We start from the raw sequence: 18693 nt of genomic DNA, 5'->3' as shown, positions 1-18693 counted from the left end.
CTTAATTTTCTTTGGTAACGTGGACCCGGACCTTTGATTCAACGCCCTTGAAGAGCTTGACTGGCACATTAGTGTAGCCCAGAACCTTGATTGGTTCCCGCAGTTCCAGCTTGTGCTTGTCCAGCTTGATGCCGAACTGCTTGTCCAGGCCTTCGATGATCTTCTTGCTGGAGATTGAACCGAAGAGGCGGGAGTCGCTGCCGGCCTTGGACTTCAGTTCAACCACAGTTTCGTCAGCTTCCAGCTGCTTCTTGATCTCTTGGGCAGCTGCCTTTTGAGCTTCGTATTCAGCCTTTTCATTGGCTTCCACCCGCTTCAGGATGTTCAGGTTGCCCTTGTTGGCTTCCTTGGCCAGGCCCCGCTTGATCAGGTAGTTTTGGGCGTAGCCGTCCGGCACGTCCTTGACCTGGCCCCGCTTGCCTCTGCCCTTAACGTCTTGCATAAAAATAACTTTCATCGTTCATTGCTCCTTTTCTTCTTTAACTGTTTTCTTCCAGATATTCGTCAATTGCCGCCAGCAAGCGCTGACTGGCTTCTTTGACCGTAATATCCTTGATCTGGGTCGCCGCGTTGGACAAGTGGCCGCCCCCGCCCAGCTTCTCCATAATCACCTGGACGTTAATGTGGCCCATCGACCGGGCTGAAATCCCGACCTTGTCCCCGCTTCTTCTGGTGATGGCAAAAGATGCCGACACCCCTTCCAAATCAAGCGCCATATCGGCTGCCTGGGCCGTCAAGATCGGGTCGATCACCTTGTCCTCCGGCCCCTGCATGACCGCCATCTTCGGCCGCAGCATCTGCAGGCTGGCCACCAGGTGGCTCTTGACCAGGAAGCTGGAAATGTCTTCCTTCAAAAGCTCACTGACCACCGAGGAGTCCGCCCCGATCGACCGCAGGTAGCTGGCCGCGTCAAAGGTTCTCGTCCCCGTGCGCAAGGAGAATTCCTTGGTGTCGACCGTGATCCCGGCCAGCATGGCCGTGGCTTCCAGGTTGGTCAAAACCCGGTTGTCTTCAGCCGGCTGCTGGTATTCGACCATTTCCGTCACCAGTTCGCTGGCTGAGGAAGCATATGGCTCCACATAAGTCAGCATCGGGTTCTCCGGGAATTCTTCCCCCCGCCGGTGATGGTCGATCACCACGATCCGGTTCCTCAAGCGGTCATAGAGGCGCTGGTCATAAGTGATGGAGTACTTGGAGTGGTCCACCATGACCAAAAGGGAGTTGTCCGTCGCGACCGCGTTGGCCTCATCCGGACTAACAAAAAGGTCCAGCTGGGGGTCTGCCGCTTGCATCTTCTTGACCAGGCGGTCAACGTCATAGTTGCAGTGGACCGTGTCTAGCAAAAAGTGGGCCTTGACCCCGTGCAGGCGGGCGATCTTGACAACCCCGATCCCGCTGCCGACAGAGTCCATATCGGGCCGCTGGTGCCCCTGGACGAAGACCTGGTCAACATCCTTGAAGAGCTCGCCCAAGGCCTGGGAAACCATTCTGGCCCGGACCCGGGTGCGCTTCTCCATTGGGTTGGACTTACCCCCGTAGAAGCGGGCTACCTGGCCCAGTTCCCTGAGGACCACCTGGTCCCCGCCCCGGCCAAGGGCCAGGTCCAAGTTGGCCTGGGCCTGGTTGGCGATCTTTCTCAGCGACTCACCCCCGTAGGCAATCCCGACCGACAAGGTCAAAGGAGTGTTGTTCCGGCTGGTTTCCAGGCGGATCTTGTCCAAAACTGAGAACTTGTCTTCTTCCATGGCTTCCAGGTCCTGCAAGTGGGCCAGAAGCAAAAAGTGGTCCTCATCAATCCGCTTCAAGTAGGCCTTGAACTTCTTGGCATAGTCGTTCAAAGTCGTCTGCAGGTAGGTGCTGGTTCTGGCCAGTTCCTGGTCGTGCATCCGCTCGCTGAGCTCGTCGTAGTTGTCGACAAAAATCTGACCGATAGCCAGACGCTCAGCCCGGTACTTGTCAGCCAGGTCGGCATAACGGGTAATGTCGAGTAGGTAGATGACCCCGATGCTGTCTTGGACAACCATTTCAAATTGGTGATCCCCCCACTTGACCACCTTGCTTTCCGAAGTCTGGGCCTCAAGGGCTTCTTCAACCAGCTTGCCCAGTTTCCGGTCGACCGCCGTAATCGTCTTGCCGATGGCGTCCTTGTCGCCCAGATAGAGCTGCAAGTAAGGGTTGACCCATTGGATGTGCCGGGACTCGTCGTAAAGGAGGATCCCCAGCGGCATCTTGATCATGGCCTCCTGCTCCCCCCGTTTAATCCGGTAGGAGAGGTTGGCCGCGTAATTGTTGGTATTTTTCGCGAGAATGTAAACGCCGAAAACGACCCAAAAGACATCCACGATCAAGACCAGCAAAAGCGCCACCCCGAAGATCCGGTTGATGAAGAAAGCCACAACCGTGCTCAGCACAGTCAAGAAGGCGATGCTGGAGAAGGCAATGATTAATCTGGAATCCCGGACGAATTCTGGCAATTCAAGTTTGCGTAAAAAGTTTTTCATAAAATTCTTCCACATCTTTAAAGCAGATTAAACTACTCCCATTATAACCTATTGCCGCCCGCCACAAAACAGAAAAGAAAAAGAGACCGGGAGGAGTCCAGCTCCTTTCGGTCTCTTCATTTGCTTATTGATCCTGCTGCTTAGTCTTCAGCTACGAATGGCAGGAGGCCCATAATCCGGGCTCTCTTGATAGCTTTAGCAACCTTGCGTTGGTTCTTAGCGCTAGTACCAGTGACACGACGTGGCAAGATTTTACCTCTTTCTGAGATAAAATGTTTCAACAGATCAACATCCTTGTAGTCTACGTAGTCGATGTGGTTGGCTGCGATGAAGTCAACCTTGCGGCGACGACGACCACCTCTTCTTTGTTGAGGCATGTCTTCAGATCCTTTCTTGTGTAATTTTAAAATGGAAGATCGTCATTTGAGACGTTGATTGCATCGTCAGAGCTGTCGAACGGGTTGGTGTTCGTGTCTCCGCCGGCATCTTTCTTGTTATCTTCATTGAATCCGGCATTAGCTGGCCCGTTTGACTGGGCCGGGCTGCCGAAGGCGTTGTCGTTGGCGTAGCCGCTGCCGCCGCCAAATCCGGTGTTGAAGCCGGTGTTTTGGCTTTGACCTTGGCCGCCAAATCCGCCGTTTTGCTGACGGCTTTCACGCTCGCGGCGTGATTCGAGCAGTGAGAAGTTGTCCACGAGGACTTCCGTCACGTAAACTCGCTGGCCGTCCTTGTTATCATAGTTTCTGGTCTGGATTCGGCCCTGGATGCCCACCAAACTGCCCTTGCTGGTGAAGTTGCAGAAGTTCTCAGCAGCCTTGCGCCAAATCACGCAGCTGATGAAGTCCGCTTCTCTCTGGCCTGATGCATTGGTAAACTGCCGGTCAACGGCCAAAGTGAACGTAGCAACCGAGATGCCGCTCCCAGTAGTACGTAATTCAGGATCACGTGTTAAACGGCCAACAAGTACAACGTTATTGATCATACTTATTTCCTTCCTATTCCTGTATTACGGGAAACTACAATTACTTGTCTAACTTGACAGTCATTGAACGCAGAACTGAGTCGTCGATCTTGCTCAAACGGGCAAATTCGTTAACAGCTGCAGCGTCTTCAGCAGTGAAGGTCATGATATAGTAACTACCTTCACGATACTTTTCGATTTCGTATGCGAAACGACGCTTGCCCCAGTCCTTAGCTTCAACCATTTCACCACCATTGTCAGCGATCACCTTAGTGTACTTGTCAATAATGGCCTTCTTTGCTTCATCGTCAACGTCTGGCTTGATGATGTAAGTAATTTCGTACTTGGTTGTCATAGACTATTGCACCTCCTTTTGGACTAAATGGTTCTTGCTAAAATCAAGAACAAGGAGTAATTGATCTAATTACTCGCAATGCCTAATTTTAGCACAAAATAAAAAAATTACCAAACATTTTTTACACGTGATCCGGGATTTTCTTCCCACTAACTATTACGCCAAAAATGCTGGTAATTTTTTATTTTATCTTGCTTTTTTCTGCTTCTTTGCCGCTAAACTTCCGTTTCCGGCTCGCTTTCGCCTTCAGCTTCAGCCGGCACGACTGCCATGCTTGCCACGGCATTGCCGTCAGCCACCTTGATCAGGCGGACGCCCATAGTTGACCGGCCAGTCTGGGAAACATCGCTGGTCTTGAAGCGGATCATGATCCCGTCAGTGGTGATCAACATGATGTCGCTTTGCCCGTCAACCACGGCCACGCCAGCCAGAGGACCGTTCTTTTCGCCGATCTTGGCGGTCTGGATCCCCTTGCCGCCCCGGCCCTTGACCGGGTATTCGCTGGCCGCGGTCCGCTTGCCGTAGCCCTTTTCCGAGATAGTCAGAACTTCGTCTTCCGGCTTCAAGATCCCTGAGCCAACCACGTAGTCGCCTTCGCGGAGGTTGATCCCCCGGACGCCGGCCGCGCTTCTCCCCATGGCCCGGACGTCATCTTCATTGAAGGTCACGGCGTAGCCCTGATGGGTAGCGATCAAGATGTTCTGCTGGCCGTCAGTGGTCAGGACGTTGGATAGTTCGTCGCCATCCTTCAAGGTCAAGGCGATCAAACCGTTGGTCCGGATATTTTCAAATTCCCGGATCTTGGTCCGCTTGACCGTCCCCAGCTTGGTGATGAAAAAGGCGTAGTCGTCGTCATGCCCTTGCGGCAGGTTGACCACGGTCTGGATGTGCTCGCCCTTGTCCAGCTGCAGGAGGTTGACGATTGGCAGGCCCTTGGCGCTTCTGCCGTATTCTGGGATTTCGTAGGCCTTCTTCATGTAGACCTTGCCCTTGTTGGTGTAGAAGAATAGGTAGTCGTGGGTACTTGAGTAGAGCAGGTGCTCGATGAAGTCGCCCTTTTGGACGCCCATCCCCTTGATCCCCCTGCCGCCGCGGTTTTGGGTCTTGAAGTCGTCGATCAGCATCCGCTTGACATAGCCCTGGTGACTCAAAGTCAACAGGACGTCTTGTTCTTCGATCAAGTCTTCGTCTTCGATCGTGACCACTTCGCTGGCCGTAATCTGGGTCCGGCGCTTGTCACCGAAGCGCTTCTGGATGTCCAGCAGCTCGTCGTAGATAATCTGGTCGATTCTTTCAGGCTTGGCCAGAATGTCCTTGTAGTCGGCAATCTTGACCAAAAGCTCCTGGTATTCGCCTTCGACCTTGTCTCTTTCCAAACCGGTCAGGCGGACCAGACGCATGTCCAGGATAGCCTGGGCCTGACGGTCGTCCAGGTCAAAGCGGCTGATCAAGCCCGCCTTGGCGATGTCGCTTGATTCAGAGTTCCGGATCAAGCTGACGATTTCGTCGATATGATCCAGCGCTACCCGCAAACCTTCCAGGATGTGGGCCCTGGCTTCAGCCTTTTCCAAGTCAAACTTGGTCCGGCGGGTGATGACGTCTTCCTGGTGGGCCAGGTAGTACTGCAGCATCTGCTTCAAGGTCAGGGACTTCGGTGCCCCGTCCACGATCGCCACCATGTTCATGGCGAAGTTGGACTGCATCTGAGTTTCCTTGAAGAGGTTATTCAAAACCACGCTGGCGCTGGCATCCCGGCGCACGTCAATCGTGATCCGCATCCCGCTCTGGTCGGATTCATCCCGCACCCCGGTAATGCCGTCGATCACCTTGTCGCGGGCCAGTTCAGCGATCTTCTGGACCAGTTCGGCCTTGTTGACCAGGTAAGGAATCTCGCTGACGATGATTCTTTCCCGCCCGCTCTTTTCAGTTTCGATTTCGGTCTTGGCCCGGACGACGATGTTGCCCTTGCCGCTTTCATAAGCGTGCAGAACCCCGCCCCGGCCCATCAAGATCCCGCCGGTTGGGAAGTCCGGCCCTGGGATGGCCTTCATCAGTTCCTTGGTCGTCACGTCCGGGTTCTTCATCAGCATGTGAATGCCGGAAATGACTTCAGACAGGTTGTGCGGCGGAATGTTGGTAGTCATCCCGACCGCGATACCGCTGGAACCGTTGACCAGGAGGTTAGGAATTCTTGCTGGCAGGACGGTCGGTTCATTTTCCGTGTCGTCGTAGTTTCTCTGCCAGTCAACCGTATTCTTGTTGATGTCGCGGAGCATTTCCACGGCAATCTTGCTCATTCTGGCTTCAGTATAACGCATGGCGGCCGGCCGGTCGCCGTCGACGGAACCGAAGTTACCGTGCCCGTCTACCAGCATGTAGCGGTAGGCAAAGTCCTGGGCCATGTGGGCCATGGCCAGGTAGATAGAGGAGTCGCCGTGCGGGTGGTACTTACCCATGACGTCCCCGACGATTCTGGCACTCTTCTTGTAAGGCTTGTCCGGAGTCACGGCCAGCTCGTTCATCCCGTACAGGATCCGCCGCTGAACCGGCTTCAAGCCATCGCGGACATCTGGCAAAGCCCGGGCCACGATGACGGACATGGCGTAGTCCAAGAAGGAGCTACGCATCGTTTGCGTCAGATCGACATTTCTGATCCGCCGGTCTTGTCCTTGATTTTCGTTATCCATTCCTACCTCCCATTAAGCATCCAAGTTTTCAACATATTGGGCATTGTCTTCGATGAACTTGCGCCGCGGGCCAACTTCGTTGCCCATCAGCATTTCAAAGACTTCATCCGCGTCCTTGGCGTATTCCGGGTCCACCCGGTCCAGGCGGCGGTTTTCAGGATCCATGGTCGTCTCCCACAATTGCTCAGCGTCCATTTCCCCCAGCCCCTTGTAGCGCTGCACTATTGGCTTCGGGCTTGGTTGCAATGACCCCAGGTAGTCGTGGAGTTCTTCATCAGTGTCCAGGTACTTGATCAGCTTGCCCTGGCGCACTTGGTACAGAGGCGGACGGGCGATGTAAACATAGCCCTTGTCGATCATCGGCCGCATGTAGCGGTAGAAGAGGGTCAAGAGCAGGGTCCGGATGTGGGCCCCGTCGACGTCGGCGTCAGTCATGATGATCAGCTTGTGATAGCGGGCCTTGGAGACGTCAAAGTCTGCCCCAAAGCCGGTCCCCAGGGCCGTAAACAGAGTCCGGATTTCCTGGTTGGCCAGGATCCGGTCCATTGAGGCCTTTTCCACGTTCAGGATCTTCCCCCGGATGGGCAGGATGGCCTGGGTCAGCCGGCTCCGCCCTTGCTTGGCGCTGCCGCCGGCGGAGTCCCCTTCGACGATGAAGAGTTCTGAGATGTTCGGGTCATTTGAAGTGTTGTCGGCCAATTTGCCTGGCAGGTTGGCGATTTCCAGGCCGGACTTCTTCCGGGTAACTTCCCGGGCGCGCTTGGCGGCAACTCTGGCTCTTTCGGCCAGTTGCCCCTTTTCAACGATCTTGCGGGCCACCTGCGGGTTTTCCATCAAGAAAGTGGAGAAGGTTTCTGAGAAGGCGCGGTCAACGGCAGTTCTGGCGTCGGAGTTGCCCAGCTTGGTCTTGGTCTGCCCTTCAAACTGCGGGTTCGGGTGCTTGACGGAAATCACGGCCGTCATCCCTTCCCGGATGTCTTCCCCGGACAGGTTGTCATCGTTTTCCTTCAAGATCTTGGCCTTGTGGGCATAGTCGTTGACCACCCGGGTCAAGGCCGTCTTGAAGCCCGCCTCGTGCATCCCGCCTTCATAAGTGTGGATGTTGTTGGCAAAAGTCATCAAGGTTGTCTTGTAGCCGGTCGTGTACTGCAAAGATACTTCAACGTCAATGCCCTCGTACTTGCCTTCCACGTAGATTGGCTCGTCAAAAAGTACCTCCTGGCCCCGGTTGAGGAAGGAGACGTATTCCTTGATCCCACCTTCGAAGTGGTAGACGTCGGTTTCCGCCGTGTCCTTCCGCTTGTCAGTGAAGGTCAGCTTCAGCCCCTTGTTCAAGAAGGCCAGTTCCCGGATCCGGTTCTTCAAGATCTTGTCGTCAAAAACCGTGGTTTCCGTGAAGATGTTCGGGTCCGGCCAGAAGTGGACGATGGTCCCGTGTTCAGTCAAAGGCACCGTGCCGACTTCCTTCAGCTCTTCAACGACCCGGCCGTGGTCAAAGGCGATGTGGTACTTCTTGCCATCCCGCATGACAGTGACGTTCAGCTTGGTGGACAGGGCGTTGACAACAGAAGCCCCGACCCCGTGCAGACCGCCGGAAACCTTGTATCCGCCACCGCCGAACTTACCACCGGCGTGCAGAACCGTATAAACAGTTTCAACGGCTGGCCGGCCGGTCTTCTTTTCGATGTCGACCGGGATCCCCCGCCCGTCGTCTTGGACAGTCACGCTGTTGTCTTCGTTGACGGTGACTTCGATCTTGGTCGCGAAACCTGCCAGGGCTTCGTCGATCCCGTTGTCGATGATTTCCCAAACCAGGTGGTGCAAGCCCTGGGAGCTGGTTGAGCCAATGTACATCCCCGGACGCTTGCGTACGGCTTCCAGGCCGCCAAGGACTTGAATCTGGCTGGCATTGTACTTGTCAGCTTCTTGTTCAAACTGCTTAGCCTTCTTCAATTTGTTATCTTCGTCTGCCATTTAATCCTTCCTCTTTTTCTATAATTTGGCCGGAATGGATGTAAAAAATTCGCGGCTGTTTGACTATTTCCTGGGAAATACCATCCAGATCGGTTGTCGTAATAAAAGTCTGGGTTTGACCATGGATGAAATTGAGCAGGGCTGCCTGGCGGTTCTGGTCCAGTTCGCTCATCACGTCGTCCAAAAGCAGGATCGGCTCTTCTCCCGTCAGCTGCTTGATCAGCTGGATTTCCGCCAGTTTCAAGCTGAGGGCAATGGTCCGCTGCTGCCCTTGGGAGGCAAACAGGTGGGCATTCTTGCCGTCCAGCTGGAATTCCAGGTCGTCGCGGTGGGGACCCAGCTGGGTCGTGGCCCGTCTGAGCTCATCGTCAGCGATCTCCGCAAAGCGGTCCAGCAGCTTCTGCTTGATCTGGGCCGGCTGGTCTGCAGCCGTAATCTCCTTGGCTGAAGGCCGGTAAAGGACCCGCAGCTCTTCTCTTTGCCCGCTGATGGCCCGGTAGGCCTCGGCCGCGTAGCGGTTAAGGTCAGCCAAATAGCGGTAGCGCCGCCAGATCAGTTCACTGGCCGCCGTGGCCACCTGCTCAGTTAAGACCCCGAGCAGGACCTGGTCACTGGCCTGCCGGCGGGCCAGCTGCTTGAGATAGTTGTTTCTCTGCTGGAGCAGCTGCCGGTACTGGCTGGCAAAATAGAGATATTCCGGATTGATCTGGCCGAATTCCAGGTCCATGAAGCGCCGGCGCAAAGAAGGGGCCCCCTTCACCAATTCCAGATCTTCCGGAGAAAAGAGGATGGCGTTAAGGTGGCCCACATACTTGGACAGCCGGGCCTGCTCGACCCGGTTGACCCAGGCGCTTTTGCCCTTCTTGCTGATGACGATGCGCAGGTCAAGGTCCAGCTGGCGCTTGTGCACCCGGCCAGCCAGGCTGGCAAAGTCCTGACCGAAGGCAATCATCTCCCGGTCATTGCTGGTCCGGTGGGACCGGCTAAGAGCCAGAAAGTAGATTGCTTCCAGCAGGTTGGTCTTGCCCTGGGCATTTTCACCCAGAAAAACGTTCACGTGTGGGTCAAATTCCAGGTCAAGGAAAGCCAGGTTACGGAAACCGCTCTGCTTAAACCGGCCCAGGTACATTAAAGTCCCTGAACCAGCTCATATTCCTTGCCGGCAACGGTCAAACGGTCACCAGGATAGAGCTTCCTGCCCCGGCGGTCTTCCTTGTCCCCATTGACCAGAACTGGACTGTCCTTGAGGTACCACTTGGCCTGCCCGCCCGAGGAAACGATACATTCATCTTTCAAAAATTGTCCGAGGGTGATGAATTCACCATTAATCGCAAAAGTTTCGATAGTCTTCACCTTCACCAATGTAAAACTAGTATTCCACTTATAAATTATAGTCTTTTTTCCAGGGAAACTCAATCAAGAAGGCCTTTTTTAGGGCCTCAGAGCGCTTATTTACCCATTTAGTATCGTGGTACATAAAGCAGGTATTTTGGGCTTAAAGCCGTAAAAAACGCTTGTATTAAAAAATAGTCGAAAAAAAGCCACTCCGGAGAGTGGCTTTTGTGAATTATTGGCAGTCTGTTTTAGAAAGTTCGGATTGGGGTGATCAGCTGCACGAATTCAACTGACTGGTCATTTGGCACGACCGTGAATGGCCGCAGGCTTTCCGTGAAGTTGATGATGACGGAGTCAGTTACTGAGGCCCGCAGGGCAGCGGCCATGTAGTCCGGGTTGAAGGAAATGGTCAGGTCTCGGCCAGTTAAGCTGCTGAAGCCGACTTCTTCCTCAATCTTTCCGACTTCCGGGGAATTACCGGAAACCAGGACGGTTTGGTCAGCCACGTTCAAAGTCATTTGGACGGCGTTGGTCCGGTTGGCGTGGGTCAAGAGGCTGGCCCGGCTCAATGTCTGCATCAAGTCAGAAACGGCGAACTGCACGCTGGTCGTTGACTCAGTTGGCAAAAGGCGGTCAACGTCCGGGTAGGCCCCTTCCAAAAGACGGGTGTAGAAGGACAGGTTTTCAAATTCAAAGCGGATCTGGCTGTCGCCCAGGTAAACCTTGATGTCCTGGTCAGCGTCGCCGATGATCTGGGCTAGTTCCTGCAGGTTCTTGCCCGGGATAATCAGGGACAGGTCTTCGCTTGGACCGGCCGCGATGTCGACGATTCTTTGGGACAGGCGGTGGGAGTCAGTAGCCACGGCCTTGATCTGCCCGTTCTTGAAGCTGAAGTTGACCCCGGTCAGAGTTGGCCGGCTTTCTTCGGTGGATACGGCGAAAACAGTCTGGGTGATCAGTTCCCGCAGGGTCTTAGACGGCAGGCTGAAGGAAGTTCCGGCAATTTCCGGCAGGCGCGGGTAGGCACTGGCGTCCAGGCCGTTGATTACGTAGTCCGCCTTGTCAGAGGTGATCTGGATCTGGTTGCCTTCCTTGACTTCAAAAGTGAATTCCCTGCCTGGCAATTTGCGGACGATTTCGCTGAACAAGTGGGCGGTCACGACAATGGAGCCAGTTGATTCAACCCGTAAGTCATCAGAAACCGGTTGGCTCAGTTCAATGGAAATATCGGCATTGCTGCCAGTCATGATCAGTTCAGTTTCCGTCAGGTCCAGCTTGATACCGCTCAAAATCGGAATCTGGACTCTTGAAGAAACTGCCTTTAAAACGGAATTCAAGTCATTGATAAAAAGATTGCGCTGTACAGTAAATTTCATCTGGTCCTCCTTGGTTAGTTTGCTGCTCTCTTTATTTAATTATTTATTTATATATAGATAGTTGTAGTAGTAGGTCCTGTGAATTCTGTTGATAACTAACCGGAAGCCCGGTAATCCGGACTTTTGCCAGTTAAAAAAATGTGGATAAATCACGGACTTGTCCACAAGTTATCAACGGACCTATCTTTCCAGCATCTGCCGCAGGTCGGAAACAGCGGACTTGATTTCAGTGTCCGTTTTGATCTGCCGGGCGATTTTGTCGCAGGCATGCATCACGGTCGTGTGGTCCTTGCCCCCGAATTCCTGGCCGATTTTTGGCAGGCTGGCATCGGTGAGCTCGCGGGACAGGTACATGGCAATCTGACGCGGGATGACGATTTGCCTTACCCGCTTCTTTCCTTTAAGGTCCGGCACTGAGGTCTGGAAGTAGTTGGCCACGACCTCCTGGATCTTGGAAATCTGTAGTCCCCTGCTCTTCTGGACCAGCTTGAGGTCGGCTAAAGCCGACCGGGCTAAGCCAATGTTGATGTCCTGCTTTTGAATGGTGGCCTGGGCCTGGACTTTGACCAGGGCCCCTTCCAGCTCCCGGATATTAGTATCGACCTGGCTGGCCACATAGTCCAGGGTGCTTTCATCGATCTCCAGGCCTTCGGATTCAGCCTTCTTGCGCAGGATGGCGATCCGGGTTTCCAGGTCTGGCGGGGTGATTTCAACTTGCAGTCCCCAGGCAAAACGCGAGACCAGCCGCTCGGACAGGTCGGGAATTTCCGTTGGCAGCCGGTCACTGGTCATGACGATCTGCTTTTGATCATTATAGAGAGTCTCAAAAGTATGGAAGAATTCTTCCTGAATCCCTTCCTTCTTGGCGAAGAACTGGATGTCGTCGACCAAGAGCAGGTCAGCTGTCCGGTATTTCTCCCGGAACTTATCCTGGGTCTTGTTCTTGATGGAATTGATGAAGTCGTTGACAAAAGTCTCACTTTGAATGTAGACAACCTTGGCATCTGGTCTTTCCGCCAGCATCTGGTGGCCGATCGCCTGCATCAAGTGGGTTTTACCAAGGCCCACGCCCCCGAAGATGAACAAGGGGTTGTAGAAGGTCCCCGGGTTGTCGGCAACCGCCAAAGCGGCCCCGGCAGCCAGTTTGTTGCCCTCGCCTTGAATGAAGTTCTCGAAGGTGTACTTCTCGTTTAAGCGCAGGTCCTTGGTGAATTCGCGGCCTTGCGGCCGGGCTTTCTCGGGCTTGGCCTGCGGCTGGGGCTCCAGCATTCTTTCGCTGCTGGGCGCCGGGCCGTTTTTAACGACGAAAACCGGGTAGATATCGATTCCCGCGTAGGCATAAGCCGACTGGATCAGGTTAGCGGAGATGTTTTGCTCCCAATACCCCTTTGCCACGGGGGTTTGGACGGAGATTACCAATTCATGGGTGTCCTTGTTGAAGGAGACGGGCTTGGTGTTTTTGAACCAGGCATTGTAGGATACTTCGTTAAATTCGGACCGCATTTCAGCGTTGAAGCTATCCCAGAATTTTTCTAAATCGAACAAAAAACATTCCCTCCAAAAAATCGTTTAGCAAAATTATTTTAGCATTTACTGACCAGGTTTTCCACAGGTGGAAGAAATAAATCCAGAATCCACAGGCTGTGGACAAGAAACAAAAAGAAGCCTGTTAACTCTGATGATAATTTTATCAAAATTGGTCAAAAGTGGATAAGCCTTGTGGAAAACTTTTCTTAGAGAGGCAACAGGAGAGCCTGGTTTTGACCGGACATATCCACAGGGTGTTGAAAAAGTTTTTTACAGGGTGTGGACTGTGGATAAGTCTGCGAAAAAGCCTGTTGATTGCCGGGAAAAATTTTTTTCGTGGTCTGCTTTCTGTCCACAGGCGGGGGATCAGGTTCAGGCAGTCTAAGGAAAAAATCGGGCAAGTTTGCAAGAAAAAGCTTGGTTTTTTTCGATTTCCGTGCTATTCTAGATAAGAAATTGTGCACGTAGCACTAAAAATGGAGGTGCAAAGATATGTCAACTAAGAGAACTTACCAACCTAAGAAGCGTCACCGTTCACGCGTTCACGGCTTCATGAAGCGTATGGCTACAAGCAACGGCCGTAAGGTTTTGGCTAGACGCCGTGCAAAGGGTAGAAACGTATTATCTGCTTAAGCCACTGAATCCCAGTGGTTTTTTTAATTTGCAAGAGTGTAAAGAGCTTTGAGAAAGTCATATAGAGTTAAATCTGAACAGGATTTTCAGACCGTCTTTGAAAATGGCGAATCAGTTGCCAACCGGGCTTTTGTGATCTACGTCCTGCATAGAAAGCAGAATAAGCATTTTCGCGTCGGCATCTCTGTCGGCAAGAAGGTCGGTCACACGGCCGTCGTGCGCAACCGTCTCAAGCGCTACATCAGGGCGGTGTTGACCGAGAACCGGGACCGGATTGCGCCGGACTTGGACTTCTTGGTGATTGCCAGGCCCTACGCTCGCGATTTCGATTGGGAAAAGACGCGGGAAAACCTGCTTCACGCGCTGAACCTGGCCCACGTCATTGAAGAAATGCCAAATAAAGAGGAAAAATAGTGAAGGACATTTTATCGAAGAAGAGTACCAAGCGCCTTCTGGCCGCTCTGGCACTGGTGACGGTTTTTGCCCTTGTTCTGAGCGGCTGCGCCACGCAGACCACCCAGAAGCCAACGCCGATCTCCCATAATTCCAGCAACTGGTGGGATGCCTGGGTAGTTTACTACCTCTCCCAGTTCGTGCTTTGGATTGCCAAAGTCTGCGGGGGCAGCTACGGCTGGGCCATAATCATCTTTACGGTTATCATCCGGGTGATCCTCCTGCCTTTGAACGCGGTGCAGATCAACAGCACCAGAAAGATGCAGGAGATCCAGCCGGAACTGAAGGCCTTGCAGGAGAAGTATTCCAGCAAGGACCTGGAGACCCGGAACAAGCTGAACGAAGAAACGCAGAAGCTTTACAAGGAAGCGGGCGTCAATCCTTACGCCGGCTGCCTGCCGATGGTGATCCAGTTGCCGGTTATGTGGGCCCTGTACCAGGCCATCTGGCGGACGCCAGAGATGCAGAATGGTAAATTCTTGTGGATGGACCTGGGCAAGCCAGACCCATACTACATCCTGCCGATTTTGGCAACGGTATTTACCTTCCTGTCCTCATACATCGCGACTTTGTCGGTGCCTAAGTCTTCCCAGACCACGATGACTAAAATGATGAGCTATGTCATGGCCATCATGGTCGGGATCTGGGCCATCGTCTTCCAGTCCGCGATCTCCCTTTACTGGGTGATCTCCAACCTCTTCCAGGTTGGCCAGACCCTGGTCCTGCAGAACCCATTCAAGTACCGCAAGGAGCAGGAAGCCAAGGAAGAAGCTGAACGCGAGCGCCAGCGCAAGATGCGGCGGGCTTATAAGCGGATCAAGCGGAAATAATTGAATATTCATCTAAAGTTTTTTAGATAAAGTAGTGAAAGTGCTTTATCCATCATTTTTCATGGTGGAAATTGCGCTTTTTTTATTGGAAAAAAACGAGGTAACGAGATGGTTCAACGTTTAACGGAATTTGATACGATCGCGGCGATCTCAACGCCGCTGGGAGAAGGCGGGATCTCCATCGTCCGCGTCTCCGGGGAAGATGCGGTCGCCATTGTCAACCGCTTGTTTAAGGGCAAGGACCTGGAAAAGGTTCCCAGCCACACGATTAACTACGGCCACATCGTGGACCCGGCGACCGGGCAGGTGATCGACGAGGTCATGGCTTCCGTCATGCTGGCGCCGAAGACTTTTACCAAGGAAGACATCGTGGAAATCAACTGCCACGGGGGGATCGTGGTCACCAATGACATCCTGCAGCTGCTCTTGGCCAACGGGGCCAGAATGGCTGACCCGGGCGAATTTACCAAGCGGGCCTTCGTCAACGGGCGGATCGACCTAACCCAGGCTGAAAGCGTGATGGACATCATCCGGGCCAAGACTGACAAGGCCCGGCAGGTGGCGGTCAAGCAGCTTTCCGGCGGCCTTTTGACGGAAATCCGGGCCCTGCGCCAGGAAATCCTGGATGTTTTGGCTAATGTCGAAGTCAACATCGACTACCCGGAATACGATGAAGAAGAAGTGACGGCCCAGAAGATGCTGGCTTGCGCGGAAGCCGTCAGCGGCAAGATTGACCGCCTGCTGGAGACAGCCCAGGAGGGGCAGATCCTCAGAAACGGCTTGAAGACAGCGATTGTTGGCCGGCCTAACGTGGGCAAGTCCTCCCTTTTGAACTACCTGACCCAAAGCGACAAAGCGATCGTGACGGACGTGGCCGGGACCACCCGGGACACCCTGGAAGAGTTCGTGTCTGTCAAGGGGGTGCCCTTGGAGTTGATTGACACGGCTGGGATTCACCATACCGAGGATCAGGTGGAAAAAATCGGGGTCGAGCGGTCGAAGAAGGCCATTGCCCAGGCGGACTTGATCCTGCTTTTGCTGGACGGCAGCCAGGAATTGACGGAAGAAGACCGGCGGCTTTTGGAACTGACCGCCGGCAAAAAGCGGATAATCGTGCTGAACAAAACGGACCTGGGCCAGAAGCTGACCGCGGCTGAGATTGCTAAAGAAAGCGGCAGTGAAGTGATCAGCACCTCGATCATGATGAAGGAAAACCTGGACGAATTGGAAGCCTTGATCAAGAAGCTCTTCTTCAAGGGGATCGAAAACTCCAACGACCAGGTCCTGGTGACCAACCAGCGGCAGGCGGGCCTTTTGGCCAAGGCCAAGCAGCAATTGGCCGACGTGGCCAGCGGGCTTGAGGCAGGGATGCCGGTTGACCTGGTTCAGATAGACTTTACCGGGGCCTGGGAAAGCCTGGGGGAAATCACTGGTGACAGCGCTCCGGATGAATTGATCAATGACCTCTTTAGTCAGTTCTGCTTAGGGAAATAGCGAGGAAGGCAAGGAAGACGAAAAAAATGAAGACTTATGTTTCAAACGAATATGACGTGATCGTAGTCGGCGCCGGCCATGCCGGCTGTGAAGCAGCCCTGGCCAGTGCCCGGATGGGGGAGAAGACCCTGCTGCTCACCATCGGCCTGGACATGGTGGCCTTTATGCCCTGCAACCCCTCAGTCGGCGGCCCGGCCAAGGGGACCGTGGTCAGAGAAATCGACGCTTTAGGCGGGGAGATGGGCAAGAACATCGACAAGACCTACATCCAGATGCGGATGCTGAACACGGGCAAGGGGCCGGCTGTCCGGGCATTAAGAGCCCAGGCTGACAAGTGGGACTACCACGAAGAGATGAAGCGGACCATCGAAAACACCCCTAATCTGACCCTGCGCCAGGCGGTCGTTGACGACTTGATCGTTGAAGACGGGGAATGCCGGGGCGTAGTGACCAACACCGGGGCCCGCTACCGGGCCAAGAGCGTGGTCTTGACGACGGGGACCGCGGCCAGAGGGCGGATTTTTATCGGGGAACTGAACTACTCATCCGGTCCGAACAACACGATTCCAGCCATTAAGCTGTCTGAAAGCCTGGAGAGACTGGGCTTCAAGCTGCGCCGCTTTAAGACCGGGACGCCGCCCCGGGTCAACCGGCACACCATCGACTATTCCAAGACCGAAGAAGAGCCGGGCGACAAGGAGCCCCGCCACTTCTCCTTTACCAGCAGGGATGAAGACTACCTAACCGACCAGACTTCCTGCTGGATGACCTACACCAACCCGAAGACCCACGAAATCATCAATGAAAACCTGGACCGGTCACCAATGTTCTCCGGTGACATCGTCGGGGTAGGGCCGCGCTACTGCCCGTCAATTGAAACCAAGGTCGTCCGTTTCGCGGACAAGGACCGGCACCAGATCTTCCTAGAACCGGAAGGGCGGAAGACGGAAGAAATCTATGTCGGGGACTTTTCAACCTCCATGCCGGAAGAAGTGCAGCTGGAAATGCTGCACACGGTCGCTGGCCTGGAAAAGGTTGAAATGATGCGGCCGGGCTACGCCATTGAATACGACGTGGTTGACCCCTGGCAGTTAACCCACACCCTGGAAACCAAGCGGATCAAGCACCTGTATATGGCAGGGCAGATGAACGGGACTTCCGGCTATGAAGAAGCCGCCGGCCAGGGCCTGATTGCCGGGATCAACGCGGCCTTGAGCGCGGAAGGCAAGCCAGCCTTCACCCTGGGCCGGGACGAAGCTTATATCGGGGTTTTGATCGATGACCTGGTAACTAAGGGGACGGAAGAACCTTACCGGCTCTTGACCAGCCGGGCTGAATACCGCCTGCTTCTCCGCCACGACAATGCCGACCTCCGCTTGACGGAAAAGGGGCATGACCTGGGCTTGATTGACGATGATCGCTATGCTGAATTTTTGGTCAAGAAGGAACTGATCCAGGAAGACCTGGACCGGCTGCGCGAAATCACCGTTCACCCGACCATTGCCGTCAACGAATACCTGGCAGGTTTAGGCCAAACTGACTTAAACGGCGGGGTCAAGGCAGACGTCTTCCTCAGACGGCCAAGGGTGACGGTTGAAGACGTTGAACGTCTGACTGGGCAGAAGCTGGCCGGGGACCGCTATGTCAAGGAACAGGTGGAAATCGACATCAAGTATGCCGGCTACATCAAGAAGCAGGAGATTCAAGTGGCCCGCCTGCGCCGGCAGGAAGCCAAGAAGATCCCGAAGGACATCGACTATGACCAGATCGAGGGCCTGGCTACAGAAGCCCGGGAGAAGTTCGCCAAGATCCGGCCGGAAACCCTGGCTCAGGCGGAAAGAATCTCCGGGGTCAACCCGGCTGACTTGGCCATCTTGAGCGTCTACATACAAAATGGCAAATACGCCAAGGTTCAGAAGTAAAGACCAATAATTTTAGAAGGCAGACCAGAGATCCTGGCCTGCTTTTTAAATAATCGATAGCTTTTATACTTTTTCAAAAATTAATAAAAACTTCACCGAAAAATATTCTCCAGAAGTTAGCTACTTTTTCACAATAAAGAAAGGGAAGATAGCACAAAATTTTTATCCAGAAAAAGCAAGTTTGTGAATTAACTAGCTTAAAAACGCGACTATCCTTGATATAGCGGCTTTTGATAGCACTTGCAAAAGTGAAAAAATGTGGTTTAATAAAGGGCTGTAAGTAATAATTTTTAAGGAGATTCACTTATGGCAAAAATTAAGGGCGCAAACGCCGTTTTAGATGTTATGTACAAGTGGGGCATTGATCACCTCTACGGCTTCCCTGGCGGGTCATTCGACTCAACCATGAACGCGATCTATGAAATGCAAGACAAGATTAAGTTCATCGAAGTTCGTCACGAAGAAGCCGGTGCCTTGGCTGCCTCAGCAGAATACAAGCTTACTGGTAAGCTTGGTGTCTGCATGGGTTCAGCTGGCCCTGGTGCCATCCACTTGATGAACGGCTTGTACGACGCTAAGTACGACAAGACCCCAATGGTTGCCCTGGTAGCCAATGTTCCAACTCCTCGTCAAGACATCAACTTC

At 53.7% G+C, this 18693-nt stretch carries 17 protein-coding genes; 6 read left to right on the top strand and 11 right to left on the bottom strand.

The window, feature by feature from the left end:
• Window position 1: 1 nt before the first annotated feature.
• The 11 genes from rplI to dnaA form a co-directional block, all read right to left on the bottom strand.
• Entirely contained in the window at window positions 2-457 is a 456-nt protein-coding gene (gene rplI / locus DS743_RS03610; protein WP_035185533.1) for a 50S ribosomal protein L9, read from the bottom strand.
• Between the two features lie 22 nt (window positions 458-479).
• Window positions 480-2501 carry a DHH family phosphoesterase gene (locus DS743_RS03605; RefSeq protein WP_035185535.1) on the bottom strand — a complete coding sequence of 674 codons (2022 nt, stop codon included), beginning with the start codon at window positions 2499-2501 and terminating at the stop codon, window positions 480-482.
• A gap of 140 nt (window positions 2502-2641) precedes the next feature.
• A complete protein-coding gene (rpsR, locus tag DS743_RS03600; protein WP_002879432.1) occupies window positions 2642-2878 on the bottom strand; it encodes a 30S ribosomal protein S18 in 237 nt (78 codons plus the stop codon).
• A 26-nt stretch (window positions 2879-2904) separates the two neighbouring features.
• Entirely contained in the window at window positions 2905-3483 is a 579-nt protein-coding gene (gene ssb / locus DS743_RS03595; RefSeq protein WP_003616385.1) for a single-stranded DNA-binding protein, read from the bottom strand.
• 40 nt (window positions 3484-3523) lie between these two features.
• Window positions 3524-3817, bottom strand: coding sequence for a 30S ribosomal protein S6 (gene rpsF, locus DS743_RS03590; protein WP_003612647.1), 294 nt, complete (start codon window positions 3815-3817; stop codon window positions 3524-3526).
• A 215-nt stretch (window positions 3818-4032) separates the two neighbouring features.
• On the bottom strand, window positions 4033-6504 hold the full coding sequence (gene gyrA / locus DS743_RS03585) for a DNA gyrase subunit A (protein ID WP_002879428.1): 2472 nt from the start codon (window positions 6502-6504) through the stop codon (window positions 4033-4035).
• 12 nt (window positions 6505-6516) lie between these two features.
• On the bottom strand, window positions 6517-8478 hold the full coding sequence (gene gyrB / locus DS743_RS03580) for a DNA topoisomerase (ATP-hydrolyzing) subunit B (protein WP_002879426.1): 1962 nt from the start codon (window positions 8476-8478) through the stop codon (window positions 6517-6519).
• Entirely contained in the window at window positions 8462-9607 is a 1146-nt protein-coding gene (gene recF / locus DS743_RS03575; RefSeq protein ID WP_035185537.1) for a DNA replication/repair protein RecF, read from the bottom strand. Before recF ends, gyrB begins: the two co-directional genes overlap by 17 nt.
• Complete coding sequence (gene yaaA / locus DS743_RS03570) at window positions 9607-9837, bottom strand: S4 domain-containing protein YaaA (protein WP_003623647.1); 231 nt, start codon at window positions 9835-9837, stop codon at window positions 9607-9609. The genes recF and yaaA overlap by 1 nt, the downstream gene beginning before the upstream one ends.
• Before the next feature lie 224 nt (window positions 9838-10061).
• Window positions 10062-11189, bottom strand: a complete 1128-nt coding sequence (gene dnaN, locus DS743_RS03565) for a DNA polymerase III subunit beta (RefSeq protein WP_003616390.1) — start codon at window positions 11187-11189, stop codon at window positions 10062-10064.
• A 180-nt stretch (window positions 11190-11369) separates the two neighbouring features.
• Window positions 11370-12734, bottom strand: coding sequence for a chromosomal replication initiator protein DnaA (gene dnaA / locus DS743_RS03560; protein ID WP_002879422.1), 1365 nt, complete (start codon window positions 12732-12734; stop codon window positions 11370-11372).
• 474 nt (window positions 12735-13208) lie between these two features.
• Between dnaA and rpmH the strand changes: the two genes are divergently transcribed.
• From rpmH to DS743_RS03530, 6 genes are all read left to right on the top strand, one after another.
• Window positions 13209-13349: a 50S ribosomal protein L34 gene (gene rpmH, locus DS743_RS03555; RefSeq protein WP_002879421.1), complete on the top strand. Its 141-nt coding sequence runs from the start codon at window positions 13209-13211 to the stop codon at window positions 13347-13349.
• 48 nt (window positions 13350-13397) lie between these two features.
• The gene (gene rnpA, locus DS743_RS03550; RefSeq protein WP_002879420.1) at window positions 13398-13763 is read left to right on the top strand and encodes a ribonuclease P protein component; all 366 of its coding nucleotides are present in this window, start codon (window positions 13398-13400) and stop codon (window positions 13761-13763) included.
• Window positions 13763-14632: a YidC/Oxa1 family membrane protein insertase gene (locus tag DS743_RS03545; protein ID WP_002879419.1), complete on the top strand. Its 870-nt coding sequence runs from the start codon at window positions 13763-13765 to the stop codon at window positions 14630-14632. The genes rnpA and DS743_RS03545 overlap by 1 nt, the downstream gene beginning before the upstream one ends.
• Window positions 14633-14740: 108 nt before the next feature.
• The gene (gene mnmE, locus DS743_RS03540; protein ID WP_013440375.1) at window positions 14741-16126 is read left to right on the top strand and encodes a tRNA uridine-5-carboxymethylaminomethyl(34) synthesis GTPase MnmE; all 1386 of its coding nucleotides are present in this window, start codon (window positions 14741-14743) and stop codon (window positions 16124-16126) included.
• Between the two features lie 26 nt (window positions 16127-16152).
• Window positions 16153-18048, top strand: a complete 1896-nt coding sequence (gene mnmG / locus DS743_RS03535) for a tRNA uridine-5-carboxymethylaminomethyl(34) synthesis enzyme MnmG (RefSeq protein ID WP_035185541.1) — start codon at window positions 16153-16155, stop codon at window positions 18046-18048.
• Window positions 18049-18354: 306 nt separating this feature from the next.
• Window positions 18355-18693: thiamine pyrophosphate-binding protein (locus DS743_RS03530; RefSeq protein WP_258945814.1), on the top strand; the 339-nt coding region annotated here is incomplete at its 3' end.

The sequence above is a fragment of the Lactobacillus leichmannii genome (genome assembly GCF_024701915.1).
Lineage (GTDB): Bacteria > Bacillota > Bacilli > Lactobacillales > Lactobacillaceae > Lactobacillus > Lactobacillus delbrueckii.
Note: the sequence above shows the minus strand (reverse complement) of the source record. Positions and strands in the feature narration are given on the sequence as shown.

Coding starts and splice junctions, on each gene's coding strand:
- DS743_RS03605 (WP_035185535.1), bottom strand. CDS start 2,501: ATGAAAAACTTTTTACGCAAACTTGAATTGCCAGAATTCGTCCGGGAT.
- dnaN (WP_003616390.1), bottom strand. CDS start 11,189: ATGAAATTTACTGTACAGCGCAATCTTTTTATCAATGACTTGAATTCC.
- rpsR (WP_002879432.1), bottom strand. CDS start 2,878: ATGCCTCAACAAAGAAGAGGTGGTCGTCGTCGCCGCAAGGTTGACTTC.
- rplI (WP_035185533.1), bottom strand. CDS start 457: ATGAAAGTTATTTTTATGCAAGACGTTAAGGGCAGAGGCAAGCGGGGC.
- ssb (WP_003616385.1), bottom strand. CDS start 3,483: ATGATCAATAACGTTGTACTTGTTGGCCGTTTAACACGTGATCCTGAA.
- rpmH (WP_002879421.1), top strand. CDS start 13,209: ATGTCAACTAAGAGAACTTACCAACCTAAGAAGCGTCACCGTTCACGC.
- rpsF (WP_003612647.1), bottom strand. CDS start 3,817: ATGACAACCAAGTACGAAATTACTTACATCATCAAGCCAGACGTTGAC.
- recF (WP_035185537.1), bottom strand. CDS start 9,607: ATGTACCTGGGCCGGTTTAAGCAGAGCGGTTTCCGTAACCTGGCTTTC.
- gyrA (WP_002879428.1), bottom strand. CDS start 6,504: ATGGATAACGAAAATCAAGGACAAGACCGGCGGATCAGAAATGTCGAT.
- mnmG (WP_035185541.1), top strand. CDS start 16,153: ATGAAGACTTATGTTTCAAACGAATATGACGTGATCGTAGTCGGCGCC.
- gyrB (WP_002879426.1), bottom strand. CDS start 8,478: ATGGCAGACGAAGATAACAAATTGAAGAAGGCTAAGCAGTTTGAACAA.
- mnmE (WP_013440375.1), top strand. CDS start 14,741: ATGGTTCAACGTTTAACGGAATTTGATACGATCGCGGCGATCTCAACG.